Annotated in this window: 9 protein-coding genes; 4 read left to right on the top strand and 5 right to left on the bottom strand. The window is 69.1% G+C overall.

Annotated features, from left to right (window positions below; translation table 11 throughout):
• Positions 1-129: 129 nt before the first annotated feature.
• A complete protein-coding gene (locus tag FHX73_RS23660) occupies positions 130-4431 on the bottom strand; it encodes a ricin-type beta-trefoil lectin domain protein (protein ID WP_145906924.1) in 4302 nt (1433 codons plus the stop codon).
• A gap of 1213 nt (positions 4432-5644) precedes the next feature.
• On the opposite strand from FHX73_RS23660, the gene FHX73_RS23655 reads away from it, so the two are divergent.
• The 3 genes from FHX73_RS23655 to FHX73_RS23650 all read left to right on the top strand — a co-directional run bounded on the left by FHX73_RS23655 (position 5645) and on the right by FHX73_RS23650 (position 15122).
• Positions 5645-12070, top strand: coding sequence for a polymorphic toxin-type HINT domain-containing protein (locus FHX73_RS23655; RefSeq protein ID WP_145906923.1), 6426 nt, complete (start codon positions 5645-5647; stop codon positions 12068-12070).
• Positions 12064-12477 (top strand): DUF6193 family natural product biosynthesis protein, encoded by a 414-nt coding sequence (locus FHX73_RS47675; RefSeq protein WP_425461415.1) that lies wholly within the window; start codon positions 12064-12066, stop codon positions 12475-12477. The genes FHX73_RS23655 and FHX73_RS47675 overlap by 7 nt, the downstream gene beginning before the upstream one ends.
• 1262 nt (positions 12478-13739) lie before the next feature.
• Positions 13740-15122, top strand: coding sequence for a hypothetical protein (locus FHX73_RS23650; RefSeq protein WP_145906922.1), 1383 nt, complete (start codon positions 13740-13742; stop codon positions 15120-15122).
• 488 nt (positions 15123-15610) lie between these two features.
• Here FHX73_RS23650 and FHX73_RS23645 read toward each other — a convergent pair whose 3' ends face one another.
• The 4 genes from FHX73_RS23645 to FHX73_RS23630 are packed head-to-tail and all read right to left on the bottom strand — an operon-like array spanning position 15611 to position 23739.
• Positions 15611-16867, bottom strand: a complete 1257-nt coding sequence (locus tag FHX73_RS23645; RefSeq protein WP_145906921.1) for a TIGR02679 family protein — start codon at positions 16865-16867, stop codon at positions 15611-15613.
• 4 nt (positions 16868-16871) lie between these two features.
• Positions 16872-20972, bottom strand: coding sequence for a TIGR02680 family protein (locus FHX73_RS23640; protein WP_145906920.1), 4101 nt, complete (start codon positions 20970-20972; stop codon positions 16872-16874).
• Complete coding sequence (locus FHX73_RS23635) at positions 20969-22153, bottom strand: TIGR02678 family protein (RefSeq protein ID WP_145906919.1); 1185 nt, start codon at positions 22151-22153, stop codon at positions 20969-20971. Before FHX73_RS23635 ends, FHX73_RS23640 begins: the two co-directional genes overlap by 4 nt.
• Positions 22150-23739, bottom strand: a complete 1590-nt coding sequence (locus FHX73_RS23630; protein ID WP_145906918.1) for a TIGR02677 family protein — start codon at positions 23737-23739, stop codon at positions 22150-22152. Before FHX73_RS23630 ends, FHX73_RS23635 begins: the two co-directional genes overlap by 4 nt.
• A 180-nt stretch (positions 23740-23919) precedes the next feature.
• Between FHX73_RS23630 and FHX73_RS23625 the strand changes: the two genes are divergently transcribed.
• Positions 23920-25578 carry an N-6 DNA methylase gene (locus FHX73_RS23625; RefSeq protein ID WP_145908477.1) on the top strand — a complete coding sequence of 553 codons (1659 nt, stop codon included), beginning with the start codon at positions 23920-23922 and terminating at the stop codon, positions 25576-25578.
• Positions 25579-25584 lie beyond the last annotated feature (6 nt).

Below are 25584 nucleotides of genomic sequence, written 5' to 3'. Positions count from 1 at the left end.
GGTTGAAGTCGGTTACGGCCCGCTCAGGCACGCGGACTCGAGAGCGCGCCCGGCACTGTCGCCATCCGACCACGGCTCGCCACGCCCTGGACGGGCGTGGCGAGCCGTTGGTGTCCGGTGGGGGCGCGGTTATGCGGTGGCGGTGATGGTCCAGCGTTGGTTGGCGGCGCCGGGAACGCAGTCCCAGAGCTCCAAACGGGTGCCGTCGACGAGGTTGCCGGCCGGGTCGTCAAGGCAGCGGCCGGAGGCAGGGTTGTAGATGCTGCCGTCGGCTCGGGGGATCCACTGCTGATTGAGTGCCCCAGACACGCAGGTCCAGTATTCGATCAGGGTTCCGTCGGCGGTGCCGGCGCCAGTCGCGTCGAGGCAGCCTCCGCCGACGTTGACGGTACCGTCGGGCTGGAAGCTCCACTGCTGGCTCGGGGTGCCGTTGCAGTCCCAGACCTGGACGATGTTCCCGGGAGTTGTGTTGTCCTGGTTGAGGTCCACGCACTTGGTGCTGGCCGAGCTGACGGCGATTGCGCCGGGGACGGTGCCGGGCGTGATGACCCCGGTGTAGGCGGCGACTCCGCTGATTCGTCCGTTGAAGTAGTTGCTGGTCCGGCCGTTGTTCAGCCAGCGGCCGATGCCGAAGTTGCCGTTGAACGGGATGGGGTTCTGGTGGGTCCCGGTGCCGGCGAGGCTGCCATTGACGAAGAGTGACATTTGGCGTGTCGTGGCGTTGTAGCTGGCGGTGAGATGCGTCCAGCTCCCCAGTTGGACAGCGGCGTTGTTGTTGGTGAGGTTGGTGGTGTCGTACGGCCAGCCGCTGGTGTCTGCGGTGGCCATGGCGAAGCGCCAGGTCCCGTTGTCGGGCCAGAGCATGAACCCGGAGGTCGAGCTGCCGTCTTGGGCGAGTACGACGCCGCCGTTCGAGTTCGGCTTGGCCCATGCGTCGACGGTGAAGGACTTGGTTGTGTCCACCACGGGTCCGTTGGTGTCGATCCTGCTGGTGGAGCCGTCGAAGGACGCGACGTTGGCTACGTTGGTGGTTGGGGTGTCGGGGGTGAAGGTCACGCCGTTGAGGCTGCCAGGGTGTGCTCCTAGCGGTGTGCCAGCGACCTGGTTGAAGGCGTCCGGAGTCCTGGTCTGATCAGTGTTGGCCGTGCCGGTGAGCGTCCAGACGCCCAGGGCGGCCGGCATCGAGGTGGGCGAGGTGGGGTTCTTGAAGCCGTTGACCGGGGTGCCTGCGGTGTTGTCCTGGCTGGTGCCGCTCCAGATGGTGACCTGGCCCGACGGGTTGGCGGCCCAGAGGTCAGCTACACCGTCTCCGTTGAGGTCGCCCGAGGAGCCGACCCTTGGGTAGCTCGCGACCGGCAGGTTGATGCCGCTCAGCACTGTGCCGCCGGTGGGGTCGGCGAGGGCGCTGTAGTTGGGGGTCGCGCCACCGGTGATCGGATAGGCGTGGATGGTGCCGTCGGTGCGGTTGCGGGCCCAGAGTGTCGGTTGGTTGGTGCCGTTTGCCGGGCCGGGGTTGATGAGGTCGTAGTTGCTCCAGTCGGCGCTGGAGAGCAGTCGGGCGGTGCCGTCGAGTTTCTGGATCAGTGTCTTGCCGGAGTGGAAGAGCCAGAGCTGTTTGTTGACGACCGCGATGAGCGAGGTCCTGGTGGCGCCGGGGCTGGTGTTGACCTCACCCTCCGGAGTGCCGAGCGCCACGACCTGACTGGCGTTCGCCCAGGTGTCGTTGGCGTCGGTGTAGCCGCCGGGGCAACCGTTCGGCAGGGGAGCGCCGGTGGCGTCCTGGCAGTTCATCGGGATGGTGCCGAGGGTTGTCTTGGTGAAGAGGTTGCCGCTGCCGTCGTTGACGTACAGGTAGACGTCCACCCCGCCGGCTGCGTGCGCAATCAGGTCATCGGTGTAGATCCCGCTCTTGAGCGAACCCCGATGGCTGATCTGGACGTTGGTCCAACCTGAACCATCGGTGACCGGCGCCATGCTGGCGCCGGCCGCGATCGCGTTCGCCGGGTCCTCGGCGGTGTTGACCACCTTGAGGTTGCCCGAGCTGTCCGGCAGCACGATGTTCGGCTTCTTGCCGCCGGTGATGTCACCGAAGACGGTCGGGCTCTTCGGATTCCATGGAGCATAGAAGGCGTAGGCCGTCGGCTGGCTGTAGTTGCCGGCGTTGTCCTGGGCCTGGGCGTAGAGGATGTTGGTACCCCAGTTGCCGGCCTGGAACGGGAAGTTCACAGTGTTGGTCGCAGTGTTGTTCGGGTACACGCCGTTGCTGGTGCCGTCGGTGCACTTCCAGCCGGTGGCCGGGCTGGGCTGGGTGCTCACCCGGTAGCAGGCCACGCCCGAGGCCGAGCCGCCGCTCGGTGCCGGGTCAAAGCCGTGGAGCGTGAACGCCCCCGTGTCGCCGGCCCACTTGGCGGGGCTCGGGTTGGGAGTGCCGGACATCGGGAAGTCGGTGGAGCTGATGGACACGGTGGGTGGGGTCCGGTCCACGCCGAAGTAGCACAGCTCGCTCCAGGGCGCGCCGAGACCGTTGCCGGCCGGGTCGGCATCGTAGGAGCCGGCGTGCCAGCCGTACACCTGGCCGTCGGTCAGCTGGGAGACCGGGACGGTGACACTCTGGGCTCCCGCGCCGACGTTGTAGCTGCCACCCCATCCGCTGTCGAGGTTGAGGTTGCCCTGAGTGCCGCCGGAGTTCCAGAACATGTTGAACGCGGTGTGCAGGTTGAGTCCCGCTGGCGACCAGCTGTCAACCGCCAGTTGGACGTTCTGGTTGGCGCCGATCCAGCCGACGTTGTCCCAGGGGTTGCCGTTGTGGCTGTTGCACGGGAAGTAGGTGTTGGTCGATGCGAAGCCCGGCTGGGGAGTGGTGCTGGCTCCCCAAGTGCTCGGCTGGATGTCGTAGTTGGTGGTGATGTGGGGAGCGCTGCCCGGGCTGATGCTGATGTGGTGGCGGTAGTACTTGTTGTTCTCGTCGTCTGGGGCGATTCCCACCGTCCAGTTCGCCCAGTGCTGTTGCGCGGCCTGCTGCATCTGGGCGGTGACGTCGAAGGAGATCGGGCCGGTGCCGGTGAGCGGGAAGGAAGGGCCGATCTTGCTGCACCCGGCCATGGTGCCGTTGGTGCCGCAGGGCTGGTTGTTCCAGGTCGTGTTGCCGTCGATCGGAGGTGTCCAGTAGAGCCCGAACGGCGTCTGGCTCGACGGGCTGGAGGCGTCCGAAACCTGGGCGTAGAACGTCGAGTTGTACACGGTGGGCGGGCTGGGCGCTCCACTTGGCTGATTGTAGATGTTCGGGTTGATGCCGATCTGGAAGTAGCCGCGGTAGCGGCCGTAGCCGGTGCAGTCCGAGTAGCCGCAGTAGCCGGTGCCCACGGGTGACTGGACGTCGTAGTTCTTGGTGTCCGGGTGGTTCTCCTGGACCTGGACCCAGTGCTGTGTGCCGCTGTCGGCACTGATGCTGGGGTCGATGAACCACGGGCCGGTGCCCTTGCCGAGTACGCTCTGATCGGGTGTCAGGGAGAGATCGTTGCCCGCTGTGCTGACGGCGATCGGCGCGACGTTGGCGCTGTCGCCCGGTCCGTCCGGAGTGGATGTGGCCGCCCCTGAGGCGTCACCGGCGGCCGTGGGTGCGGCCTGGGAAAGTCCAGTCCGGGTACTGGTGGTCCCCGAGGCGGCGGGCGGCGGAGTGCTGGAGTCCCATTCCATCGGCGTGGGAGCGTGCAGCCAGACAGTGCCGAAACCGTCCTTGAAGGTGACATTGCCGGAAGCGTCCGACGACGCCGTCAGGCCCGAGGCGGCGATCGGGAAGTTCAGTGACTCCAGGGCCGGATTGGCTGCTGCCGCAGCGGTCTTGACGACGATGACGTCGCGCCAGCCGCCGTCCGGCAGCGCGGTGACCTGCAGGTCGACGTCGGACGTGAGGACACCGCTGTACGTGGCCGTGGCTCCGGAGACGCTGGGGGCGGGCAGGGGGAACGGGGCGGTGACGGAGAGCTGCTGGCCGCTCGCGGTGGTGACGGTTGCCAGCGGACCGGCGCCTCCGCCAGAGAGTTTCAGGGCGGTCGGCGCCACGGCGGGGCTGAGTGTTCCGTCGTTGTTGCTGCGCAAGGTCGTGTCGATTGCCGCCCAGGTCGACCCCTGCCGCACGCGGACGGGCGCCGTGTAGTCGGTGGTGGTGAGGGTGCCGTTGGGATTGACGGAGGTTGATGATGTCGCTGTGGTGAGGGCGTCCACCGGCGCGGGTAGTCCGCTGGCCTTTGCCTTGGCACGGGCGTCGGAGATCGCCTGCGCGGTCGGCGAGAGCGGAGGCGCCGCGTTCGATGCTGAGGTCAGTGCGGGCGCACCCGACGGCGGTTGCGGCCCATCGGTGGCCCTGGCCGTCGGTGCGAACAAGAGACCGAGAGACAGCACGCTACCCATGCTCAGCGCAATCAGCCGCATCCGACCATGACTTCGCAGGTGGGGGCTGTAAATGCGGATCCCTGGTGTCGAATTTTCCATGATTTGCGAATGTCCTCCCTCGTACCCGTCCGGCGGGGTGAGCGTTCGAGTCGGAACCATGCGTGGCCAACCGCCGTGCGGTCAAGTCGCCTTGCAGGTTGTAGGGACATGTCCGACTAGTTCCGGTGGATTGGTCAAGGATTTACAAATTCCGTCCTCCGTCAAAGCTGCAGAGGTGGCCCCGACGACCTGGGTTCGCATAAGGTCCAGCAGCGATTGCCTTGCAGGCATGTATATGTGACGACCAATCAGTCTTGCTCTGGGAGTAGCTGTGAGTGCTTGGCGGGCACGTTCGTCGATCGGTCGCTGGATGTGGGGGCGACACCGTGCGGCGAGCATCTCGGTGGTGTTCGCGGCCCTGCTGACCCTGGTCGTTGCGCCGTCGACCACCGCGTTCGCCGCGGCCCGGCTGCGGGCGGACCGGATCTGGAACCCGCCGAACACTCCGCTGGGCTCAGCGACCAAGCCGGTCAAGGGCGTGAATCTCAAGCCGACCGGCGTCCAGCCGCCCCGGTTCCCCGTCCCGACGACCTGGAAGCCCGTACCGGTCCCAACCGGGCGCGCCGGAAAGTCGACCGTCACAGTCGGTGCCGACTCCCCGGAGGCGCGGGCAGCGCGCGCCGCGACCGGCGGGACGTCATCGGCCTCGGCGGGAGGCACTCCGGTCCAGGCCGGCGAACTGCCGGTATTCGTCAGTGCGGCGCCGGACACCGCCGCCGTCACGCGCTCCGTGGCCGTGGCGGTGACCGATGCCGGAGGGGGCAGCGCAGCGGGAGCCGAAACCCCGCTGGTCAGCCTGACCGGCCAGGCAGCCGATCGGCTCCAGGTGAAGCTCGACGTCAACGCGCTCGGAGGAGGGCCCTGGGCCGACCGGGCCCGCCTTGTGGAACTCCCCGCCTGCGCGCTGACGACCCCAACGGCTGCCCAGTGCCGGACCCAGACCCCGGTAGCGGCAACGCTGGACACCGTAGCGGGCACGCTGACCGCCGACGTCGCACTCCCAGCCGCCAAAGCGTCGTCAGAGGCAGCCGGTACGGCGCAACCCGACACCGCACAGGGAGCGAACGGTGCGGCTGACCCAATGGTGCTCGCCGCCGCTCCCACGCCGAACGGGCCCGCCGGCAACTACGCCGCGACGTCGCTGAATCCGTCGATGTCCTGGACCGCGGGCTCCAACGCGGGCACCTTCACCTACTCCTACCCGATCCAGCTGCCGCCGCCGCTTGGCGGTTCGGCGCCCACGGTGGCGCTCTCGTACGACTCCTCGGCGGTAGATGGGAAGACGTCGGCGCAGAACGCGCAGTCCTCCTGGATCGGAGCGGGTTGGGACTACCAGCCCGGGTTCATCGAGCGTTCCTACAAGCCCTGTTCGAAGGACGGCATCGCGAACAGCGGTGACCAGTGCTGGGCCGGACAGAATGCCGTCATCAGCATCGCAGGCCACTCCGGACCGATCGTCCGGGACGATGCCACCGGTGTCTGGCGTCTGCAGAGCGACAACGGTTCGAAGATCGAGCAGCTCACCGGTGCGCCGAACGGCCTCCCCACCGGCGAGTACTGGCGGCTGACCACCAGCGACGGAACGCAGTACTACTTCGGCCAGAACCACCTGCCCGGCGGCGACGGCTCCGATACGGCGACCAACTCCGCCTGGGGCGTGCCGGTCTACTCACCGAATCCGGGTGACCCCTGCTACAGCTCCAGCTCCGGCCAAGCCTCGTCCTGCACCATGGGCTGGCGCTGGAACCTGGACTACGTCGTCGACCCCCACCAGAACCTGACCACCTACACCTACACGCCCGAGACCAACCAGTACCTCCAGGGCGGCGGGCAGAACAGCGGCAAGGGAACGGCCGTCGGCTACACCCGCGGTGGAAACCTCAAGACGATCGCTTACGGCCAGAGGCTGTCCGAGCAGGTTGCCGCCAAGGGCATCCTGCAGGCTGCGGCCCTGGTGACGTTCAACACCTCCGAGCGCTGCCTGCCGTCCGGCACGATCACCTGCGACCCGTCGCAGCGCACCAAGGCCAACCAGAGCTACTGGCCCGATGTGCCCCTCGACCAGGTCTGTGACGGCACGACCAGTTGCTCCAACTACACGCCGTCCTTCTTCACCACCAAGCGCCTGACCTCGATCACCACTTCGGTCCTGGTCGGCAATTCCTACAGCTCGGTGGACACTTGGGCGCTTTCGCAGTCGCTGCTCGACCCCGGTGACGGCACGCCCGCCTCGCTCTGGCTGTCCTCGATCACCCACACCGGCTCCACCGGCGGGACCACGACGAGTCTGCCTGCCGTCACCTTCACCGCCGTTGAGAAGCCCAACCGGGTCGCCGGGCTGGTTCCGGCCGAGCCGGCCTTCAACCAGCCCCGGATCCAGCAGATCACCACCGAGACCGGCGGCCAGACCAACGTGATCTACTCCGACCCGGCCTGCACCCAGACCAGCAGCCCGGTGGAGGACAGCAACACCAAACCGTGCATGCCCGTCAAGTGGTACCTTCCTGGGTCGAGTTCGACGACGCCGGTGAGTGACTGGTTCAACAAGTACCTGGTCACCGAGGTGACCCAGCAGGACGGAACTACCGGCGCGGTGCTGGTGAGGACCGACTACACGTACAACGGCGACGCGGCCTGGCACCGGGACGACTCCCCGTACATCGACCCGGCCACCCGCAGCTGGGACAGCTTCCGCGGCTACCAGTCCGTCACGATCACCACTGGCGGCGCGCTGCCCGGAGAGGCCCCGAAGACCCAACAGACCGTCACCTACCTGCGCGGCATGGACGGTGACTACAAGGCCGACGGCACACAACGCAGCGTTTCCGTGGCCAGCCCGCTGGGTGGCACGGTGACCGACAGCAACTGGCTGGCCGGCTCCACTCTGGCGACCCAGGCCTTCAACCAGGCCGGCGGACAGCCGGTCTCCATGACCGGCAGCAGCTACGGCAACCAGCAGACCACCGCGACGCAGGCCGAGCCCGGCGGCATGCCGCCGCTGATCGCCCGCTACGGCGCCTCCCAAGCCACCAGCACCTCGCAATCGGCGCTGGCCAACGGAAGCTGGCGCACCACCAAGGTGGTGACGACCACCGACCCGGCACACGGCAACCGGGTGCTCACCAGCGACGACCTCGGCGACGGCACGAACGCCACCCCGGAGATCTGCACCACCGACAGCTACGCGACCAGCAGCAACCCGAGCATCACCAGCCTGCTCGACGAAACGAAGGCAGTCGCGGGCTCGTGCGGCACGGCCCCGACCGCGACCAACACGGTCTCCGACGCACGGACCCTCTTCGACAACCTCCCCTTCGGCCAGGTCGGACCTGCGGGCGACCCGACCAGCACACAGAAGCTGGACCACTACGACACCAGCGGCAACCCGGTGTACACCAACACCGGGGCGGCGAGCTACGACATCTACGGCCGGCTGGTCGGCACCAGCACGAGCGACGGTTCGACCTACGGTCCCTCGGGTACCCAGCTGACCTCGCCCAGCGTCGTGGTGGCGACCACGACCACCGCCTACACCCCGGCGACCGGAGCGCTGCCGACCAAGGTGGCTTCCACCGGGCCGACCGGCTGGGTGCAGTCCATCACCCAGGACCCGGGCCGCCTGCTCCCGCTGACCAGCACCGACCCGAACGGTGAGGTGACGACCGAGCAGTACGACGGTCTGGGCCGGCTGACCGCGATGTGGGCACCTGATCGCGCCACCAACCTGAGCGCGACCGTCGCCTACACCTATGCGGTCAACGGCACCAGCGCCCCGTCGACCGTCACCACTCGGACCCTGCGCGAAACCCTCCCCGGCAGCACGGACTTCTCCTGGCAGACGCAGATCTACGACGGCCTGGGCCGACTCCGGCAGACCCAGCAGACCAACCCGACCGGTGGCGCGGGCCGCCTGATCTCGGACGCCGTCTACGACTCCCACGGCTGGACGGTCAAGAGCTCCGCACCCTACTGGGACCCCAACACCCTGCCCAACAGCACGGTGTTCTCGCCGCAGGACTCGCAGGTACCGGCGCAAACCTGGAGCACGTACGACGGCATGGGACGCGTCACCAACAGCGCGTTCATGTCCTATGCCCAGCCGCAGTGGAGCACCACGACCAGCTACCCGGGCGTGGACCGCACGGACACCACGCCGCCCCAGGGCGGCGACCCGGTCAGCAAGATCAGTGACGCCCGGGGCCGCACCACCGCACTGTGGCAGTACCACACCACGAACCCCACCGGCCAAGCCTCGGACGCCGACGTCACCACTTACGGCTACACACCAGGCGGCCAGCTCGCGAGCCGTACCGACTCGAGCGGCAACGCCTGGACCTACCACTACGACCTCCAGGGCCGCCAGACCTCCGCAACCGACCCGGACACCGGCACCAGCCAGGTCTTCTACGACGTCAACTCCCGCGTGGACCACACCGTGGACGCGAAGGGCGGCACCATCGCCTACAGCTACGACACGCTCGGCCGCAAGACCGGCACCTACACAGGCAGCGTCAGCCCGGCCAACCAGCTCGCGGGTTGGACCTACGACACCCTGGCCAAGGGGCAGCTGACCTCATCCACCCGCTACGTCGGCGGCAGCAGCGGCCAGGCCTACACGGAAGCCGTCACCGGCTACGACACCGCCTACCGTCCGCAGGGGACAAGCATCACCATCCCGTCCTCGGAAGGCGGCCTGGCCGGCACCTACACCACGAGCACCACCTACAACCCCGTCCTCGGCACCGTGGCCACGACCACGCTTCCCGCCCTCGGCGGACTACCCTCCGAGACCGTCGGCTACGACTACACCGTCACCGGCAGCCTGCTCGACTCCGCGGGCAACGACTACCTGGTGGACCGCGTGGTCACCGACGCCTACGGACGCCCGACACGCACCACCGTGGGCGCACCGGGGAACCAGGTCGTCTCCACCCAGCAGTGGGACCAGGCAACCGGACACCTCATCACCTCCTGGATCGACCGGCAGACCGAGACGGTCTCCGCCGACAAGATCGGCTACACCTACAACCCCGCCGGAGCCGTCACCTCGGTCACCGACAACCAGGACGCCACGACCACTGATCGGCAGTGCTTCACCTACGACTACCTCGGCCGGCTCACCAACGCCTGGACCGACACCGGCGGCACCACCACCCGTCCCACCGGTGCCTGGACCGACAGCTCCGGTGCCACCCAGGGCTCGGGCGCCTCCGCCTCGGTCCCCGGCATCGGAGGCTGCACGAACGCCAACGGCCCTGCGGGCAGCGGCAGCAGCCTGAGCATCGGCGGCCCCGCACCGTACTGGCAGACCTACGGCTACGACGCCACCGGCAACCGCAAGACACTGGTCCAGCACGACCCGACCGGCAACACCGCGAAAGACATCACCACCACCGAGACCTTCGGCGCACCCGGCAGCCTCAACACCCCGACCAGCGCCCCGAACACCGGCGGCGGCACCGGCGGCCCGCACGCACTGCTCAGCAGCACCACCAGCGCAGCGACCGGGAACAGCACAGCGAGCTACCAGTACGACCCGCTCGGCAACACCACCTCGGTCACCGGCACAAGCGGCACCACGACGCTGACCTGGGACGGCGAGGACAAGCTCAGCTCCGCCACCACGACGGGCCAACAAGCCGGCACCACCTACCTCTACGACGCCGACGGCAACCAACTGATCCGCCGCGACCCGGGAAAGACCACCGTCAACCTCGGGCCCGACGAACTGACCCTCGACACCAGCTCCGGCTCGACGAGCGACGTGCGCTACTACGGCTCGCCCGGGGGCATCACCGTCACCCGGGTCACCGCGGCGACCGGCGGCGGCACCCTCGTCTACCAGGCCGCCGACCCGCACGGCACCAGCAGCATCCAGATCGCCAACGACGCCGCACAAACCGTCACCCGCCGACTCAGCGACCCCTTCGGCAACCCGCGCGGCACCCAACCCGCCACCGGCACCTGGTCCGGGGACAAAGCCTTCGTCGCAGGCACCCTCGACCCGGCGACCGGCCTGACCAACCTGGGAGCCCGCGAGTACCAGCCGGCCACCGGACGCTTCCTCAACCCCGACCCCGTCATCGCCGACGCCGACCCCCAGCAGTGGAACGGCTACGCCTACGGGGACAACGACCCGACCAACCTCAGCGACCCCAACGGCACCTGCCCCGCCGACATCTGCGGAGCCGGCACCCCCATCGGCGGCACCGGCACAGGCGGCACACCCGTCCGATACGTAGCCGACGGCAGCGGAATCCCGTCCCAGAGCCTGACCTTCGGACAGCCGGCCCACGTCACCACCTCGACCGCCAAGAACCCCTACGACGTCCCCTACAAGGAAGACAAGGGCGACATCTACATCTGGGGCGTCCGGGTCCCCAGCCAGAAGGAGCTCGACGCGAGGGCCGAGACGGACTCCAAGGACTACGGCCACAACCTGACGGTGTGGGCCCAGGGCGTCTGCGATGGCGGCTTCGATGATCCGCAGTCGCCCTCACCGGTCGACAACTTCTGCAACGCCGCCAGCAAAGTCGGATTGCTCGGCGGCAACATGACCGGTCGCGATCCGTTCGGCATCGCCGATGTCATCGACTGCGTGGGCCACGGCAAGAACTGCACCGCCGCGGTGGTCGACGTCGCGCTGTTGGCGGTTCCGGCAGGGCTTGGAAAGGTGGCGGAGGCCCTCCGCGGAGCCGACGCAGTCGGCGCGGCAGCGGACGCTGCCGGGGGACTCGCTGCGGACGGGGAGAGGTCGATCGTTGAACAACTAGCCGGCTGCACCACCAACAGCTTCCCAGGCAACACCCAAGTCGTCCTTGCGGACGGCAGCAGCAAACCCATCGACCAGGTTCGCGTGGGCGACCACGTCCTGGCGACGGACCCGCAGAGTGGCCAGACCAAGGCCGAGCCGGTCACCGCAACCATCACAACCCCTGACGACCAGGACCTGACCGACCTGGCAATCCAGGACCCGCACGGCACCACTACCGGGGCTCTCACCACGACTTGGCACCACCCGTTCTGGGACGTCACCGAGGGCAAATGGGTTGACGCCAGTCAGCTCAAGCCAGGCGAGCAGCTCCGGCGCCCGGACAGCAGCACGACCGAAGTGGTGTCAGTACACAACCGTCACGGCGATCTGGTCACCCACAACCTGACCGTAGCCCAGATCCACACGTACTATGTACTCGCCGGAAATACGCCAGTCCTTGTGCACAATTCGGATGGTCCTTGCGGCACCCATCTCGCACTCGGGTTGACGCAGGAGAGGGCAAGCGGCGCGAACCTGGCGCAATTCGCTGGGGAGCAGGGGGCGGTGATATGGAAGGATCCTCAGTTCGCGGATCTCTTTCCCAATGGCTCCTGGAGTGACACTGCACTTAGGTCCATGATCGATAGGGTCGTTTCAGGGGGCGGCAAGATTAGCTTTAACCTTCAAGGTGTGCAGGATGTTGAGGGAGTAATCGCTGGAAGGACGGCGCCTGGATTGCCGACATCGATTGAGCTGCAACATATTTGCGGCAGTGCTGGAGTGCGAGCAGCAACCACATTCCTCAACGGGTCGGCGCCATGCTAGCGACTGGGAAGGATCTAACAGTGACAGTGGAAGGTCCGGAGTCCGACTGGAGATATCTACTCGATACGCACAAGCCGCCACACGGCGAAAATGACTGGTTCGGTCCGCTTTTTTGGCCGCTTCTGCGGGCGGCTGCAGAAATTCCGACTCTTCGCAGGGTGTTTCCTAGTACCTCTGTAAATAGCCTAGTGGTGTTTCGTGACGATGAGGCATGGAAAGCCCCAGTAGAGGAGCAGTGGCCGGCTGTCGCAGTTGGATCCGATGGGTCGTACACCGTTCGCTCGAAAGCATGGCCCCGTGACGCTCGGGAGCTCCTGGTTACGCAGGACCCAAGAGAAGCCGCCAGGTGTCTTGCGGGGCTGATCGAAAGAATCATGGGGGAGACCGGTCGAGATCTAACCTGTTAATGGGCTGGGATGGGCCGCCGTGCAACGCGGCGGCGCATCCCAGCCCATCTGGCGCGTCGGAATAGCCTCAGGGGGTGGGCCTGTGGATTCTCCCGAATCCTATCGATGCCGGATTCGCTTCCCGCTGGGACAGGTCAGGTCTCGGCCTGGGCTGCCAAGAACTCTCTCTGGTGTCTGAAAAGGTTAGCGAAGAGGTTTGACTGCTCCAGGAGATCGAGCAGGTTCTAGCCGAGGAATCACCTACGCGCTCCAGATGCGCCCGGTGGTGGCCTGACAGCAGGCCCAATGATGGGGCCAGCCAGGGAAGGCGGGATCGGCCAGTATCCGAGTCGCATCTCCGGGCTGATGCTGACCGGAGGGCCGACGGGCTCGCCGTCGGCAGGGTGGCCCAGCACTGACGCACCATGGCGAGGCTCGGTGCTCAGGCACGGGGCGGGCGGCGAAGCGTGCTCTACTCACTACCCGGGCCGGGGTCCGCGTCGGGCAAGGCCAGAGGGCCACTCGGCCAAATTGAAGGCAGGCCCAAAGCCTGCCCGAGATCGCAGCCAAGCTTACAGCCCCCTGACCATGCCCGGCCCCAACCCGGGCGGGACACCAAGCAAAGCCCGCTCCACCGCTCTCACTGCAGCCTGCCTCGAAACCGCGACTGGTGTAGACCTCTGACGGCAACGCTGACGGCAACAGGGTCGGACAGCAGTGCACTTCCACGGACCTTGACGGACCGGTAGATTGCCACTCACCTGCGAAAATGCAGTCAGCAAGGAGTCGCCTATCACACGTACTATGTGGTCGCAGGCAGCACACCTGTCCTCGTCCATAATGCTGGCTGTGGTCCTTCGACGATCGTGCTCGGAGTCGATGGCGATAATTTGGCCCAACTAATTGCGGGACATAAGTTCGGCAGTGATCCCGGCGCGGTGTCGTTCCATGATTACTCCGACGGCTTTGGCGGGCCCGGGCCGGCTGGTGACTACGCTGACTTCTTCAATCATTTCAGAGCTGCCCTGAAGCCGGATAGTGGTACGAACCTCGTATTTGACCTCAGCGATGTCGAAGGAGGATCATCAGGCGCAAGAGAATGGGCTTATAGTATGCGTGCAAGCGACCTTGCAGGCAACCCGTCGGATCAGTTCACGGGATGGGAGTTGGGGCAGATCAAAGCGGCACCTAAGTCGGTCCGAGACAGCATCACATGGATTGGTGGACCAAATCCGTTCGCCGACATACCATAATCCTATGGGGCGCTAATGAAGAGCTCTGAGATGATCCGTGGAATCGTCAAAAATCCGGCAGCTCCTGCGAGCGTGCTCCTGCGATTGCTTTCCGATGAGGCATCGAGCATCTGGGAAACCCTGGCCTGGCGCTTGCTGCCCGATCAGGTCGTCGATGGGATCGTGACTTCTCAACACGCGGCATTGCGTGCGGCATTCGCGGAGAGCAAATACGCTTCCGGCGATTTACGAGCACGGCTTGTGAATGATCCTGATCCGACGGTTAGGGCCGCAGTGGCAATTGGACCGCGGTGGTTTAGGAGCCCAGTGGATTCATTGCCGGAGTGGGCCCAGCGCGCCTTGCTTCGCGACCAGGATGCACAGGTACGCGCACGAGCGGAGGAGAGCCTCCCGCCTTCCCGTGCACTAGCCGAGTTGGCGTTGGACGCCGACCCCCAGCGGCGCCGTGCTGCATGTCGAGCCTGGAAGTATCTCGATCCTGAGCGTCGCAGGCTGCTGTTGATGGATGCTGCATACTCCGTGCGGGGCGATGCTGCAAAGGAGGCCAGCATCCATGATGCCGACGCCACTGATCTGTATCTTCTATTCACGGATGACGTGCCTGTCCAGCGCGCCCAGGTGCTCATGAGGGCCGAATTGCACCCAGTGACAGCGCGGCGCTTGGCCGAAACTGGTGACAAACATGAACGCGCTGCCATTGCCGGCAATCCAACGGTTTCGCTGGACACTGCACGTCTTCTTGCTGACGACCTGGAGCCCACAGTACGTCTACAGTTTGCTTCTCGACCGGACCTGACAGAGGCGCAGCGCGCAGAGATCGACTATCACGTGTCGGAATCCGATCGAATCGGAGCGGTGCCTTGGGTTCTTGATTCGACTGACGTCGAGATGCTACGGAGGTGCGCAGCGTCCACGAACACGCTGCTTCGTCGCAGCGCCGCCTGTAACAAGCATCTGCCTCAGGACGTTATTGATCTCCTTGGCCGCGATGACGACTTCCCGGTGTGCATCCTGCTCTGTGAGAACCAACCCACCGTCGATGGTGAGGTTGTTCTCACAACTTTTTGCCGTTGGGCTAGTCCGCTGAGTGGCATGCTTCTGGATCATCCAAACTTCCCGCGCGTCGGTCTCGCGCGACGATTCGGCGATGCTCCCGAGTCGTCACAACGCTATCTCGCTACACATGACCCCGAGGCTCCGGCCGAATTGTTGCTGCGCCTCAGTCACGATTCCGATGTCCGATTTCGGCGTGCTGTCGCCTCGCACCCGAACCTGCCTTATGGGCGGATGGTAGAACTGCTCGGAGACGAGGATTCGCAGACCTCGATTCGGGCAGCAGCCAATCCGGCACTGCCTCAGCCCCTCATGAATCAGCTGCTCGACGCCGCAGGGGTTCCTCGACTGACCTGCTGAGATTGAAAGGGTGACTGTCCGAAGCTTGGCGAAGTTGCTGCGGCCAGCCCTGCGTGGCGTGCTTCATCTTCAGGCGTTTTATGCTTCTAGTAATTCATTGGTGCCACGTGATGGCCCACAAGTTGCGTCGGCCAGAGTTCGCGAACGAGTTCATTCCCGCATACATGGCGCGCCGTCGACTTCCGCTGGCCAGCCCCAGAGAGGCTGCCGTCGCAGCCCAGAAAGCCGCTGGGCTGCGACGACGGCGTGTGCTTGCCACCAGTTGGCGCCGGTCCACTGGTCACGCCAGCATCAGCACCCCCACCACCCCCGACCGCCGTGGGGCAACGGTGCGTGTCCCCCCTCGGACACGACCGTAAGCCCACGGCTTACACCCAAGTGCTGGTTGAGATTCATCTCAACCAGCACTTTCTGCTTTCCGGAGTCGTAGGGGCTGCCCGAAAGCCGTACGCCGCCGCGACAGGCTGATCGTCCCCGGGCCGAGTGGTCTACCCGTGCAGGTCGGCCAGCAGGTCGTCGATCAGGAGTTCCTCCTCGACCCGTGTGCTGTGCCGCAGGATGGCCTCTCGCAGGGGTGGGTTCCACGGGGTGGGCGAGGAGGTGCCCGTTGCGAGCGGGCTGCCGAGGCCGTTGTTCACGGCGGCGAGGTACGCGGTGGCGTCGTAGCGCCAGGGGGCGGTACCGGGCATGGCCAGGATGCTCGCGGCGATGCGGACGCCGCCCCAGTCGAAGTCGCCGTGGTAGGCGAGACAGCTGCCCTGGGCGGTCAGTCGGGGGAGGAGGGCCCGGGCCGCCAGCGAGACGTTCCCCTCCACACAGACCAGCGGCGGGCAGTCGGTGCCGAGGGTGGCGGCCGCCGCCGCAACCACGGCCGGGTTCTCGCAGACTCGGACCAGTGGGCCGGCGTCCCCGAGCTCGCAGTCGGGTCGGACGAGTTGGCGCAGCGTCAGGACGCACGGCTCGCCGTCCTCCCGCGCGGCGGCGAGGACCCGGCCGGTGACGCCCCGGTCCGTACCGGGTAGGCCCAGGGTGAGTACGCGTGAGGAGAGGTCGTCGACGGCCACGCCGACGGCGGCCCACAGAGTACGGCGGCCCTCGGCCCCGGTGGTCGCGAGGTCCGGTAGGTCGGCGAGTGCCTTGACGGCGGAGCGGACGAGCGCGGCCAGCGGGCGCCCCTCGTCGAGTGCGTGGGCGTCTGACAGGCAGCGTGCGGCGAGCACAGGCACGGTCAGCGCGGCCGCCGGGTCGGCAGGCAGCTCGGCGAGGACGCGGGCAGCGTGGTCGGCCAGTTGCCGGGCCGCTCCAGGGTCCGAGCCGGCCAGGCGTTTGAGCAGGCCGGTGGAGACCAGCCCGGCCCGCCAGTCGGCGAGTGCGGGCCGGTCGCAGGCGGCGTCTAGCGGTGCGAGTGCCGCCTCCCACGCCTCGGCCGATGCCCGGGCCGCGGCTCGCCGATCAGCGACCGGCCCGGTGAGGAGGACGACAGCGACCGCCAACCCGTCGGGGCAGGCCAGTGATTCGCGCAGCACCCGGTCGACCTCGGTCAGCGGCACCGACAGCGACCGGCCGGCCCGCAGCCGCCGACCGAGCAGTAGCTCGATCGCGCGGCGCTGCTCGGCCGAAGCGGCGGCCAGGACCGCGGCGGTGTCCAGCGAGCGCCCAGCGGCGATCCGTTCGCGGACCCGCTCGACCAGCCAGGCGGTTTCCGGGCCACCGAGCAGTCGGCGCAGCCGGGGCAGGTCTGTCACCGGGTCAGTCCTCCCCGAGCAGGGTGGGCTGCTCGGATGTTGCGGCCTTCGGGGGCACGAACGGCACCGCCTGCTGCTCGCGCACCCGCTCGCGCCCGTCCCAGCGCCAAGGGGTGACGAGGACCGCGTCGATGCCCTCACGGCGGGTCAGCTGCGCGATCCCGATACCGGGGACGGTCGGGTAGCAGGCCCATTCTCGTTCGCTGGTCATCACCACGTCGAGGTCGAAGGAGGCGAGCAGGCCCAGGCACTTGGCGCGGGAGTCGTCGTCCACGCCGGCGAAGGCCTCGTCGAGGGCGATCAGGCGGGGTGCGTGCGGGCTGCCCGAGGAGTAGTGCGAGGAGGCCGCGGCGAACAGCGGCACGGAGGCTGCCAGCACCCGCTCGCCGCCGGAGGCCGGGCCGGTGGCGGGCTTCCATTGGCCGTCCTGCCGGCGCTGGATGGTGAACGTGTGCCAGCTCCGGTAGTCGAGCGCGCGGTTGAGCTGGTCGGCCCACGAATCGCCGGGGTGGTCGGCACGGTCCTGCCCGATCCTGGCCTGCAGGAACTCCCCCACCAGGGCACGGTCAGCCGGTCGCCAGGCGTCGGAGGACTGGCGCAGCAGGCGGGTGCGGACGGCTTCGAGTCCCTGGGGTGCGTCCTTCGCGGGCTGCCACAGCAGACGCAGCGTCATGCCGGTGGAGGTCGGACGGTCCGCCAGGTCCCGGTTCATCGCCTGGACCTGCTCCTCGGCACCGGCGATCAACTCCTGCAGGGCCCCGGCCACCTCGCCGACCAGGTGGTTCTCCAGCAGTTCGCGCTCCTTGGCGGAGAGCAGGCGGGCTCGCTGCTCGACCTCCTCGCGCAGCGAGGAGGTCAGCGCCGGGACGTCGTGGGTGCGGCCCTGGAAGACGACGTCGACGATCATGACGCCCTCGTGCAGGGTCATGCCGACCGAGTGGCCGTGGCGGGCGAGCGCGTCGGTGAGGATCTTGTGTTCGGCAGTGATCTTCTGCTGGATCAGTTCCCAGGGACGGTCGGACTCTTCGACGGCGTCGAGCTCCTGGTGGACGGTTCTGGCGAGGGCCACCGCAGGGGTCGGGGCCCAGGACTCGTCCGACGGTGGGACGGCGAGCTCGGGCAGGGCGGTGGCGAGCAGGCCGGTGGCGGCGAAGGCGCGCAGTGCGGTGACCGCGCGGTCCCGCTCCGTCGTGGCCTCGGTGATCCGGGCACGGATCTCGGACCGGCGGCCTTCGGCACGTGCCCGGGCCGACAGAGCCGCATCGCGCGCGACGCGGGTGGTCTTCTCGGCGACGTCGCGTCGCTCCAGGGCGGCGTCCGTCTCGGCAAGGCGGCGGAAGAGCACCTCGACGTCGGCGCCGACGGTCTCGCCGAGCACACGGTGCCGTTCGGTGGCCGCTTCAGCGGTCCGGCGGGCCTGTTCGGCGGCCTCGGCGGCCTCGGTCAGGGCCTGCCCGGAGGTCCGCGCCTCGGCGGCGGCCTCGGCGGCGTCGGCGGCGGAGCGGGCGCGGGCCGTAGCCGCCGGCAAGAGCGCGGCCAGCGCGGCGCGGTAGCCAGACAGCGCTTCGCGAACCTCGTCGAGGCACTGGCGGGTTGCGGTCAGGCCGGTGTCGGAGGCGTACTCCTCGGCCCGGGCCGCGGCCTCGGACGCCGCCTCCTGACTGGTCACGGCCAGCTCCTGCGCCTGTGCCTGACGCTCCGACAGACGCCGTACCGCCTCGGCCTCGTGGCCGTGGCGGGCGTGGGCCTCACGCAGCGGCTGGTCGGTGGGCAGGGACCGCAGCTCGGCGGCGAGGACGGCGGCACGGTCGCGTACCGCGGCCCGCTGCTCGTCCAGGGTCGTCAGGGCATCGACGAGCCCGGCCCGGCGGTCCGCGAGTTCGGCGAGCCGGGCACGGCGCGCCGCCTCCCGGGAGCCCTCGCCGATGAAGTGGGCGGCGGGCTTGCTCCAGGAGCCGGCCAGCGCACCGAGCCGGTAGCGGCCGTCCACGGCGACCCAGCTCGGGTGCTGCGCGTCCGCCCCCAGCGCGATCGAGGCGAGCACCGCCGAGACCGCCTCGTCGCCGAGGGCGGCGGCCCTCGGATCGGCCCGGTCGACGGCTGGGCGCAGCACGGCGGCGAGCGACGTGCCGCGCGCCGGACCGTCGGGCAGCAGCACGGCGTCGTGGGTGTCGGCGGCGAGCAGTGCACCGTCGGGTGTGAGCCAGGCGTCGAGCAGGCCGGCGGCCTCCAATGCCGCCTCGATCCCGGCGCGGTCGGCGGCAGGAACATCGGCGGTGAAGTCGACGGCCCGCCACAGCGGCGCACCCGGCCGACCGGTGCGACTCTCCTGATCACGGGTGTGCGGGGCGGGCGGAGCGTCGTGTCCGCCGGACTCCAAACGGGCGATCTCCTCGTTCACCGCGTCCCGCTCACGCGCGGCGGCAGCGCGCTCGGCGTCGAGTTCGGTCTCCTGACGGGTGAGGCGGGCGGCATGCTCGCGGTGGGCCAGTGCGGCGGCCTCGACCGCCGGGTTCGGGCCCGCCAGGGTCTCGGTCCAGCCTTCCAGGGCTGCCAGCGCCTGTTCCGGGTCCGCGAGGAGGAGTTCGGCGGTGCTCGTGCTCCAGGCTCGGAAGTCCGCCACGAGTTCGGTGCCCCGGTCGGCGACGGCCTCGGCGGCGAGCGCGGCCCGCTCCCGTCCGGCCTCCAGGTCCGAGGCGCGGCGGTCCGCCTCCGTCCGCGCCTCCCGAGCCCGGTCGTCGGCCCGGTCGACGGTGGTGAGCAGCTCGGCCAGGCCGGTAACGGCCTGACGGCGGCGCTCCACCGCCCGCTCTCCCGTCCGCTGGGTGTCCTGGTAGGGGGAGTGATCACGAGCGAGTGCCTCGACCACCGGGGCGTGGTCGAGTCCGGCGTCCTCGGCACAATGGTGGGCGGCGTCCCCGGCCTGGTCGAGAACGTCCTGGTCCGCCGCCGTCTGGGCCAGGGCGGCCGCGCTGCGCCGGTTCCAGTCGGCTGCAGTGCGCTCTGCGGTCTGCTGCGCGGCCACCCGGTCGAGCGCGGCCCTGCGCAGGGTCCCGGCGGTCCGGGCGGCTTGCTCCAGCTCCCGGGCGGCGTCCATCTCGGGACTGCGGTTCAGCGCGTCACGGGCGGCCGTCAGCCGGACCCGGTCGTCCTCCAGCACCCCCAGTCGCGCCTCGGCCTGCGCCAACTCCTCCTCGGCGGTCGTGTGTTCCTTCTCCGCCTCGCCCAGGTCCCGGCCCAGGTGCTCGTAGCGGCTGTGCGCCACTCGCAGCACGCCGGCCTGGCGCTTGGCGGCGATCCGCGCGTACCGGCGGTAGTGGGCGAGGAAGCTCGCGGCGGCCCCGGAGGCTTCGGAGAGCGCCGCCAGCGCCTGTCGTTCCTCATCCAGGCCGCGGAACGCCTCGGCGACCTCGCCGACGAGCACCGGGTCCAGTGGGGGCAGGGACTCGGTCAGCGCCTTCGACAGGAGTTTCTCGTCCGGCCGCTTCGACAGCTGCGGCTGGCGCAACTGGATCAGCAGCGTGACCAACGCCTCGTAACGCGACTGGCCCAGGCCGAACAGCTGCTCGTCCACCGCGCGGCGGTAGTCGGTGGCGGTGTCGTGCACCAGGCCGTGGCCCTGCAGGGCGTCCCGCAGCCGTTCACGGGTGTAGGGGACACGCGTCGGGGAGAGCAGCGGCAGGTCCGGGCCGATCCGCAGGGCGGTGGTGAAGAACCAGTGCTTGGCGATGCCACGGCCCTTGACGGCCTTGAGCCCGCAGCCGATGGTCCGGTACTGCGCGGTGCCGTCCTCGCCGATCCGGCCGAACTCCAGCCAGGTGTAGCCGGTGCGTTCGTCGTTGGGGTGCTTGCCACCGAGCAGCAGGTTCCACTCCATCCGCTTGGCCCGGTCGCCGTCCGGCTCGACCCGGTTCGGCGCGAGTTCGCCGTCGAGCAGGAACGGCAGGGTGAGGGCGAGCACCTTCGACTTGCCGGTGCCGTTGTTGCCCCGCAACAGCAGGCGGCCGTCGTGGAACCGAAACTCCTCGGCGTCGTAGTAGAAGATGTCGACGAGCCCGGCCCGCAACGGCTGCCAGCGGGTCTTGGAGGGCTGCGGCAGGGTCATGAGCGGGAGCGGGCCTTTCGGATGATGGGTGCGGCGAGCGCGTAGCGGACCAGCGCGGGCTTGGCGCGCACCGCCTGGCCGTCCACGGTGGCGAGGTCCAGCGCGGTGAGGCGGTCCAGCGCCTGCGTCAACAGGTCTGCGGCGGCGGCCGGTTCGGCGGCGGACTTGCGCCAGAACGCGGAGTGCCGGACGGCGAGCTCGCGCACCAGGTCCACCAACTCCGGCACCGTGCGCGGACCGTCGGCGGTCGCGAGGTGGGCGGCGAGCAGCAGCGTCAGGTGCCCCTCGGTCCCCTGCTCAGGCATCCGCACGTCGGTCAGTTCGTCCTCGGGGTCCACCATGGCGATGCCCTCCGCCCGCACCTCCGCGACCAGTCCGGTGAGTTCGGTGATCCGTCGGGTGATCGCGTGCCGTTGGGAGGCCAGGTAGGCGCGTTCGCCCTCAAGGAGCTCGGCGTAGTAGACCACGGGGTCGTCGAGCAGCCGCCGGGTCAGCCGGTGGCGCAGCGAACGCAGCCTCAACTCGTCGGTGTCCGGCGACACTTCCTCGGTCAGTGCGGACAGGCGCCGGTCCGGGTCGGTGATCGTGACGGTGGACGGCCCGCGCGTGGTGGCGAGCAGCCCCGCCAGCACCCTGCGGCGCACGTCGTAGAGCACGTCGTTGGCGGAAGCCGACAGGTACGCCTCCTCGTCGCCGGCCACCCGGTGCAGCACGCCCCGCTCCAGCAGCAGCCGCACCACCGCGACCAGGTCGGAGCGCTCCTCGCGGTGCTCCAGCCGGAACTCGACCCCGGCCGCCGCCAGGGCCGGATCACCGGCCGCGGTGAGCACGCCTTCGGCGAGCCTGCCGAGCGTGATCTGCGCGTCCGCGCGTTCCAGCACGGCCAGCGCCAGGCAGATCAACACGTAGCGCCGCCGAGTGAACGCGACTCCGGTCCGCGGCGTGCGGGCGGGCCGGGTCGCGTCATCCAGCCGCGAGGGCGACTTGAACAGCCGAGCGGTCTCCGCATCCACCGCCAGCCGCCAGCCGGTCTCCTGGGTGAACCACGCGGCGAGCTCGGCCGCGTGCTTGCGCACCAGCCTGAAGTCCTCGTCCGCGGTGGTCAGCAACGGGGCGGCGAGCAGCGCTCGGGCGGCCCGGCGGCGCTCCGCCTGGACGTCGGCCGGCGGCCCGGAGTTCACTGCCGGCCCCCGGCCGGCGCCAGGTCGATGATCTCGACCACGTGCTCGGGACCGGACAGCACCCCGTCCACTGTCGGGATCTCCACCAGCTCCTGCGCATCCACCAGCTTCAGCCGGATCTCCATCGTGCCGTCACTGGTGACCGCCGAGGACTCACTCTCCCCTGGTATCCGGGCCGACAGCGCATCGCCGAGGACGGCGAGGAACAACCTGAACTCCTGGGCGTCCAGCCCGTTCGGGCCCGCGAGAGCGGACAGCAGGACCGGTCCGTCAGTGGCCAGCCTGGCCCTGGCCGCCGCCGTCTGCTCCGCCTCCTGCTCGACCAGTTCCGCCAGGACTTGCCGCGCCGGGGCCCGGTCGGCGACCCGGTTGGGTGCACCGCGCCGCTCGTACGAGCCCGTCTCGCGCAACCGCGGACTGATCTCCAGCGGCGGCGCCTCGCCCCACGGGGTCGCCGCCGGCAGGTCCGCGTCCTGCCAGAGCGCCTCGGTCACCGCGTCCACCGTCAGGTGCCGGGCCGGGGTCAGCCCGAACGCCGCCCGCCACAACCGGTGCGCCGCCGCGTCGTCCGGCGCCTCGGCGAAGAACCGGGCCAGGGCCCGGAAGTCGGCCGACCGGTCGGTCCGACCACCGCGCCGCTCGTTGAGCGCCGCAACCGTGTTGACCAGGCCGGTGATCGCACTGACCGCCGCACCACGCAGCAGCTTCGCCTGGGACGGCTGACGGCTGGACCGGCTCAGGAACCAGTCGGTCAGCCCGCGCCAGCGGTTCTCCCATGCGGTCAGCGCGGACGTCAGGGCTGTCTGCCTGGCCGCGTCGACAGCCTCCTCCTGTCCGTCGCCCAAGGGGACCGCGTCGCTGGCCTCACGCCGGGCGGCCGCCAGCAGCAGGCGAGCCACCCCGGCGCCTTCCAGACGGCCGATCAGATCCGCGATCTGCGCGCCCCGGTTGGCCAGGTCGGCGATGAACCGCTCGATGTACTCGACCAGCCGGTCCTTGTAGGCGATGAACGCCTCCTCGTCGCCGTCCTGGAAGTCGATGGTGCGGCGCAGCGAGGCCATGAACGCCTGCGCGTTGTCCGCGAGACTGCCGAACCGGTCGGCGAGTTGGAGCAGCAGCAGGTGGGCCTTGACCGGGTCGGGATCGCGCTGCTCGGCCAGCACCAGCAACAACCCGAGCTGCTCGGCGATGTCCGCGAGCGCGACCGACTGCAACTGCCCCCGCTGACCGAGCGCCTCCTCGTACAGCAGGACGGCGCGCAGCGCGGCCTGGCCGTGCCGGGTCAACTGGTAGAGGTAGCGGGCACGGTGGAAGTCCTCGACCGAGGTGACCCGCCCGGTGTCGGCGTCAGCCCGCAGGTTGCCCCACTCCACCAGCTGCTCCAGCGCCCCGCCCACCGCCTCCAAGGGCACCGTGCCAGCCCCGCCGTCCGCACCCCAGCGGAGTTCCCCGGCCACGTCCTCCGGCCGCAGGTGAACGATGAACCGCTCCCGGGCCTGCGCGAAGACGGTCAGTACCTGCCCGTACAGCTCGGCCTTTGGTGCGTTCAGGTAGGCGAACGGCTGTGGCGGCGGCGCGGTGGTCACGCGCCCACTATCGCAGGGCCCCTCCGCTCGCAGGGCCGGATCACGGAAATCGCCCGCACACGACCTGCCGCCGTACCACTTCCACGCTGTGGCCATGGCGTCTTCAAGGCGATGAATATGTGTACGCCGCCAACACAAGCATCGATTGATGCTGATCACGCGCCCGTGTACGGTGACGGCATGATGGATGACACTGGCCCCACCGCTGATCTCCTGATCACTGGTGCCGAGATCGCCCGCCTGGCCGGCGTTACCAGGGCCGCCGTCTCCAACTGGCGGCGGCGCTATGACGACTTCCCGACACCGGCGAGTGGTGCCGCGAACAGCCCGCTCTTCAACCTGGCCGAGGTGCGGTCCTGGCTCGCGAGGCAGCGCAAGGGGCAGGACGTGGCCGAGGAGGTCCAGCTCTGGCAAGCGCTGCGCGGGGTGTACGGGGACGACATGGTCTCGGGTCTCGTGGCGCTGGGCCAGCTCTTCACACAGGACGCACCACCGCCAGGGCTCGCGCCCGAGATCGCCCAGCGGGGGCTGGCGCTCGCCGGCGAAACCTCGAAGGCTGAGGTGCTGACGGCGCTGACCGAGCGCTTCCTGGATGCCACCCGCCGTGCGGGGTCGGACCAGGTCTCCTCCCTGAGGATCGTCCGCGCCGTGCGCCACTTCGCCGGATCCGTCCCCGAGACGGCACGCGTCCTCGACCCGGCCTGCGGAATCGGCAGCCTGCTCCTCGCTCTCGGCCCAGCCGCCGGACCGAGCCGGCACGGCCAGGAGATCGACCCGGCGATGGCCGAGCTCACCCGCCTTCGCGCCGCTCTGACGGGCTGCACGCCTACCGAGATCCGCTCCGGCGACTCGTTGCGCGATGACCGGTGGGGCGGTCTCAAGGCCGATCTGGTCGTCTGCGACCCGCCCGTCGGCTCGCCCGACTGGGGGCGCGAAGACTTGATCCTGGATGCGCGGTGGGAGCTCGGGGTCCCCTCCCGCGCCGAGGGCGAACTCGCCTGGCTGCAACACGCCTACGCGCACACTTCACCGGGCGGCAGAACCGTCATGGTGATGCCGCCCTCCGTCGCGTACCGCAAGGCCGGCCGCCGCATCCGCGCCGAACTCGTCCGCCGGGGCATCCTGACCCAGGTCGTCGCGCTGCCCGCCGGAACGGCGACGGGCCACGCCCTCCCCGTGCACCTGTGGTTGCTCGACCGACCGGACGGCGCGCCGGCGACGACGGTCCGGATGGTCGATCTCAGCTCGAACGCCCCCGACGATCCCTTCGATCCCGCCCCCGACCAGGTAGTCGACGTCCCACTCATCGATCTCCTGGACGACACGGTCGATCTCACCCCGGGCAACCACACCGGCGGTTCGACCCGCGACTACGCCGCCGACTACTCAGCCCTGCGAAGCCAGTTGCAGGATCAGCTCCGCGCGATCGGCGACCTGCTGCCCCGACTCGGACCTGGCGACGGTGCCGGCGCGCTGGACAGCGCCTCCGTGAGCATCGCCGACCTCACCCGGGCCGGACTCGTCGAGCACCCCGAGGACGGCCCCGTCTCCGCCAGCGACCAGTTGGACACCGACTACCTTCGGGGGTTCCTCGCCGGCCCCGCCAACCGGCGCCGTTCCACCAGCGCCAGCGGAACCTTCAGGGTCGACACGCGCGGGTCCCGCATCCCGCAGATGGGCATCGAGGATCAGCGCCGCTACGGCGCCGCCTTCCGCGCGCTCCAGGAGTTCGACGAGGGCGTGCGAACGCTGGCCCGGATCGGTGAGCAGGCCGCCTCACTGGCCCGGGAGGGCCTCACGAACGGCGGCCTGTGCCCACCACCTGTCACCGGCGCCTGACCTGCT

Source organism: Kitasatospora viridis, from assembly GCF_007829815.1.
GTDB lineage: Bacteria > Actinomycetota > Actinomycetes > Streptomycetales > Streptomycetaceae > Kitasatospora > Kitasatospora viridis.
The sequence above is the reverse complement of the archived record's forward strand: the minus strand, read 5'-3'. Positions and strand labels throughout refer to the sequence as shown.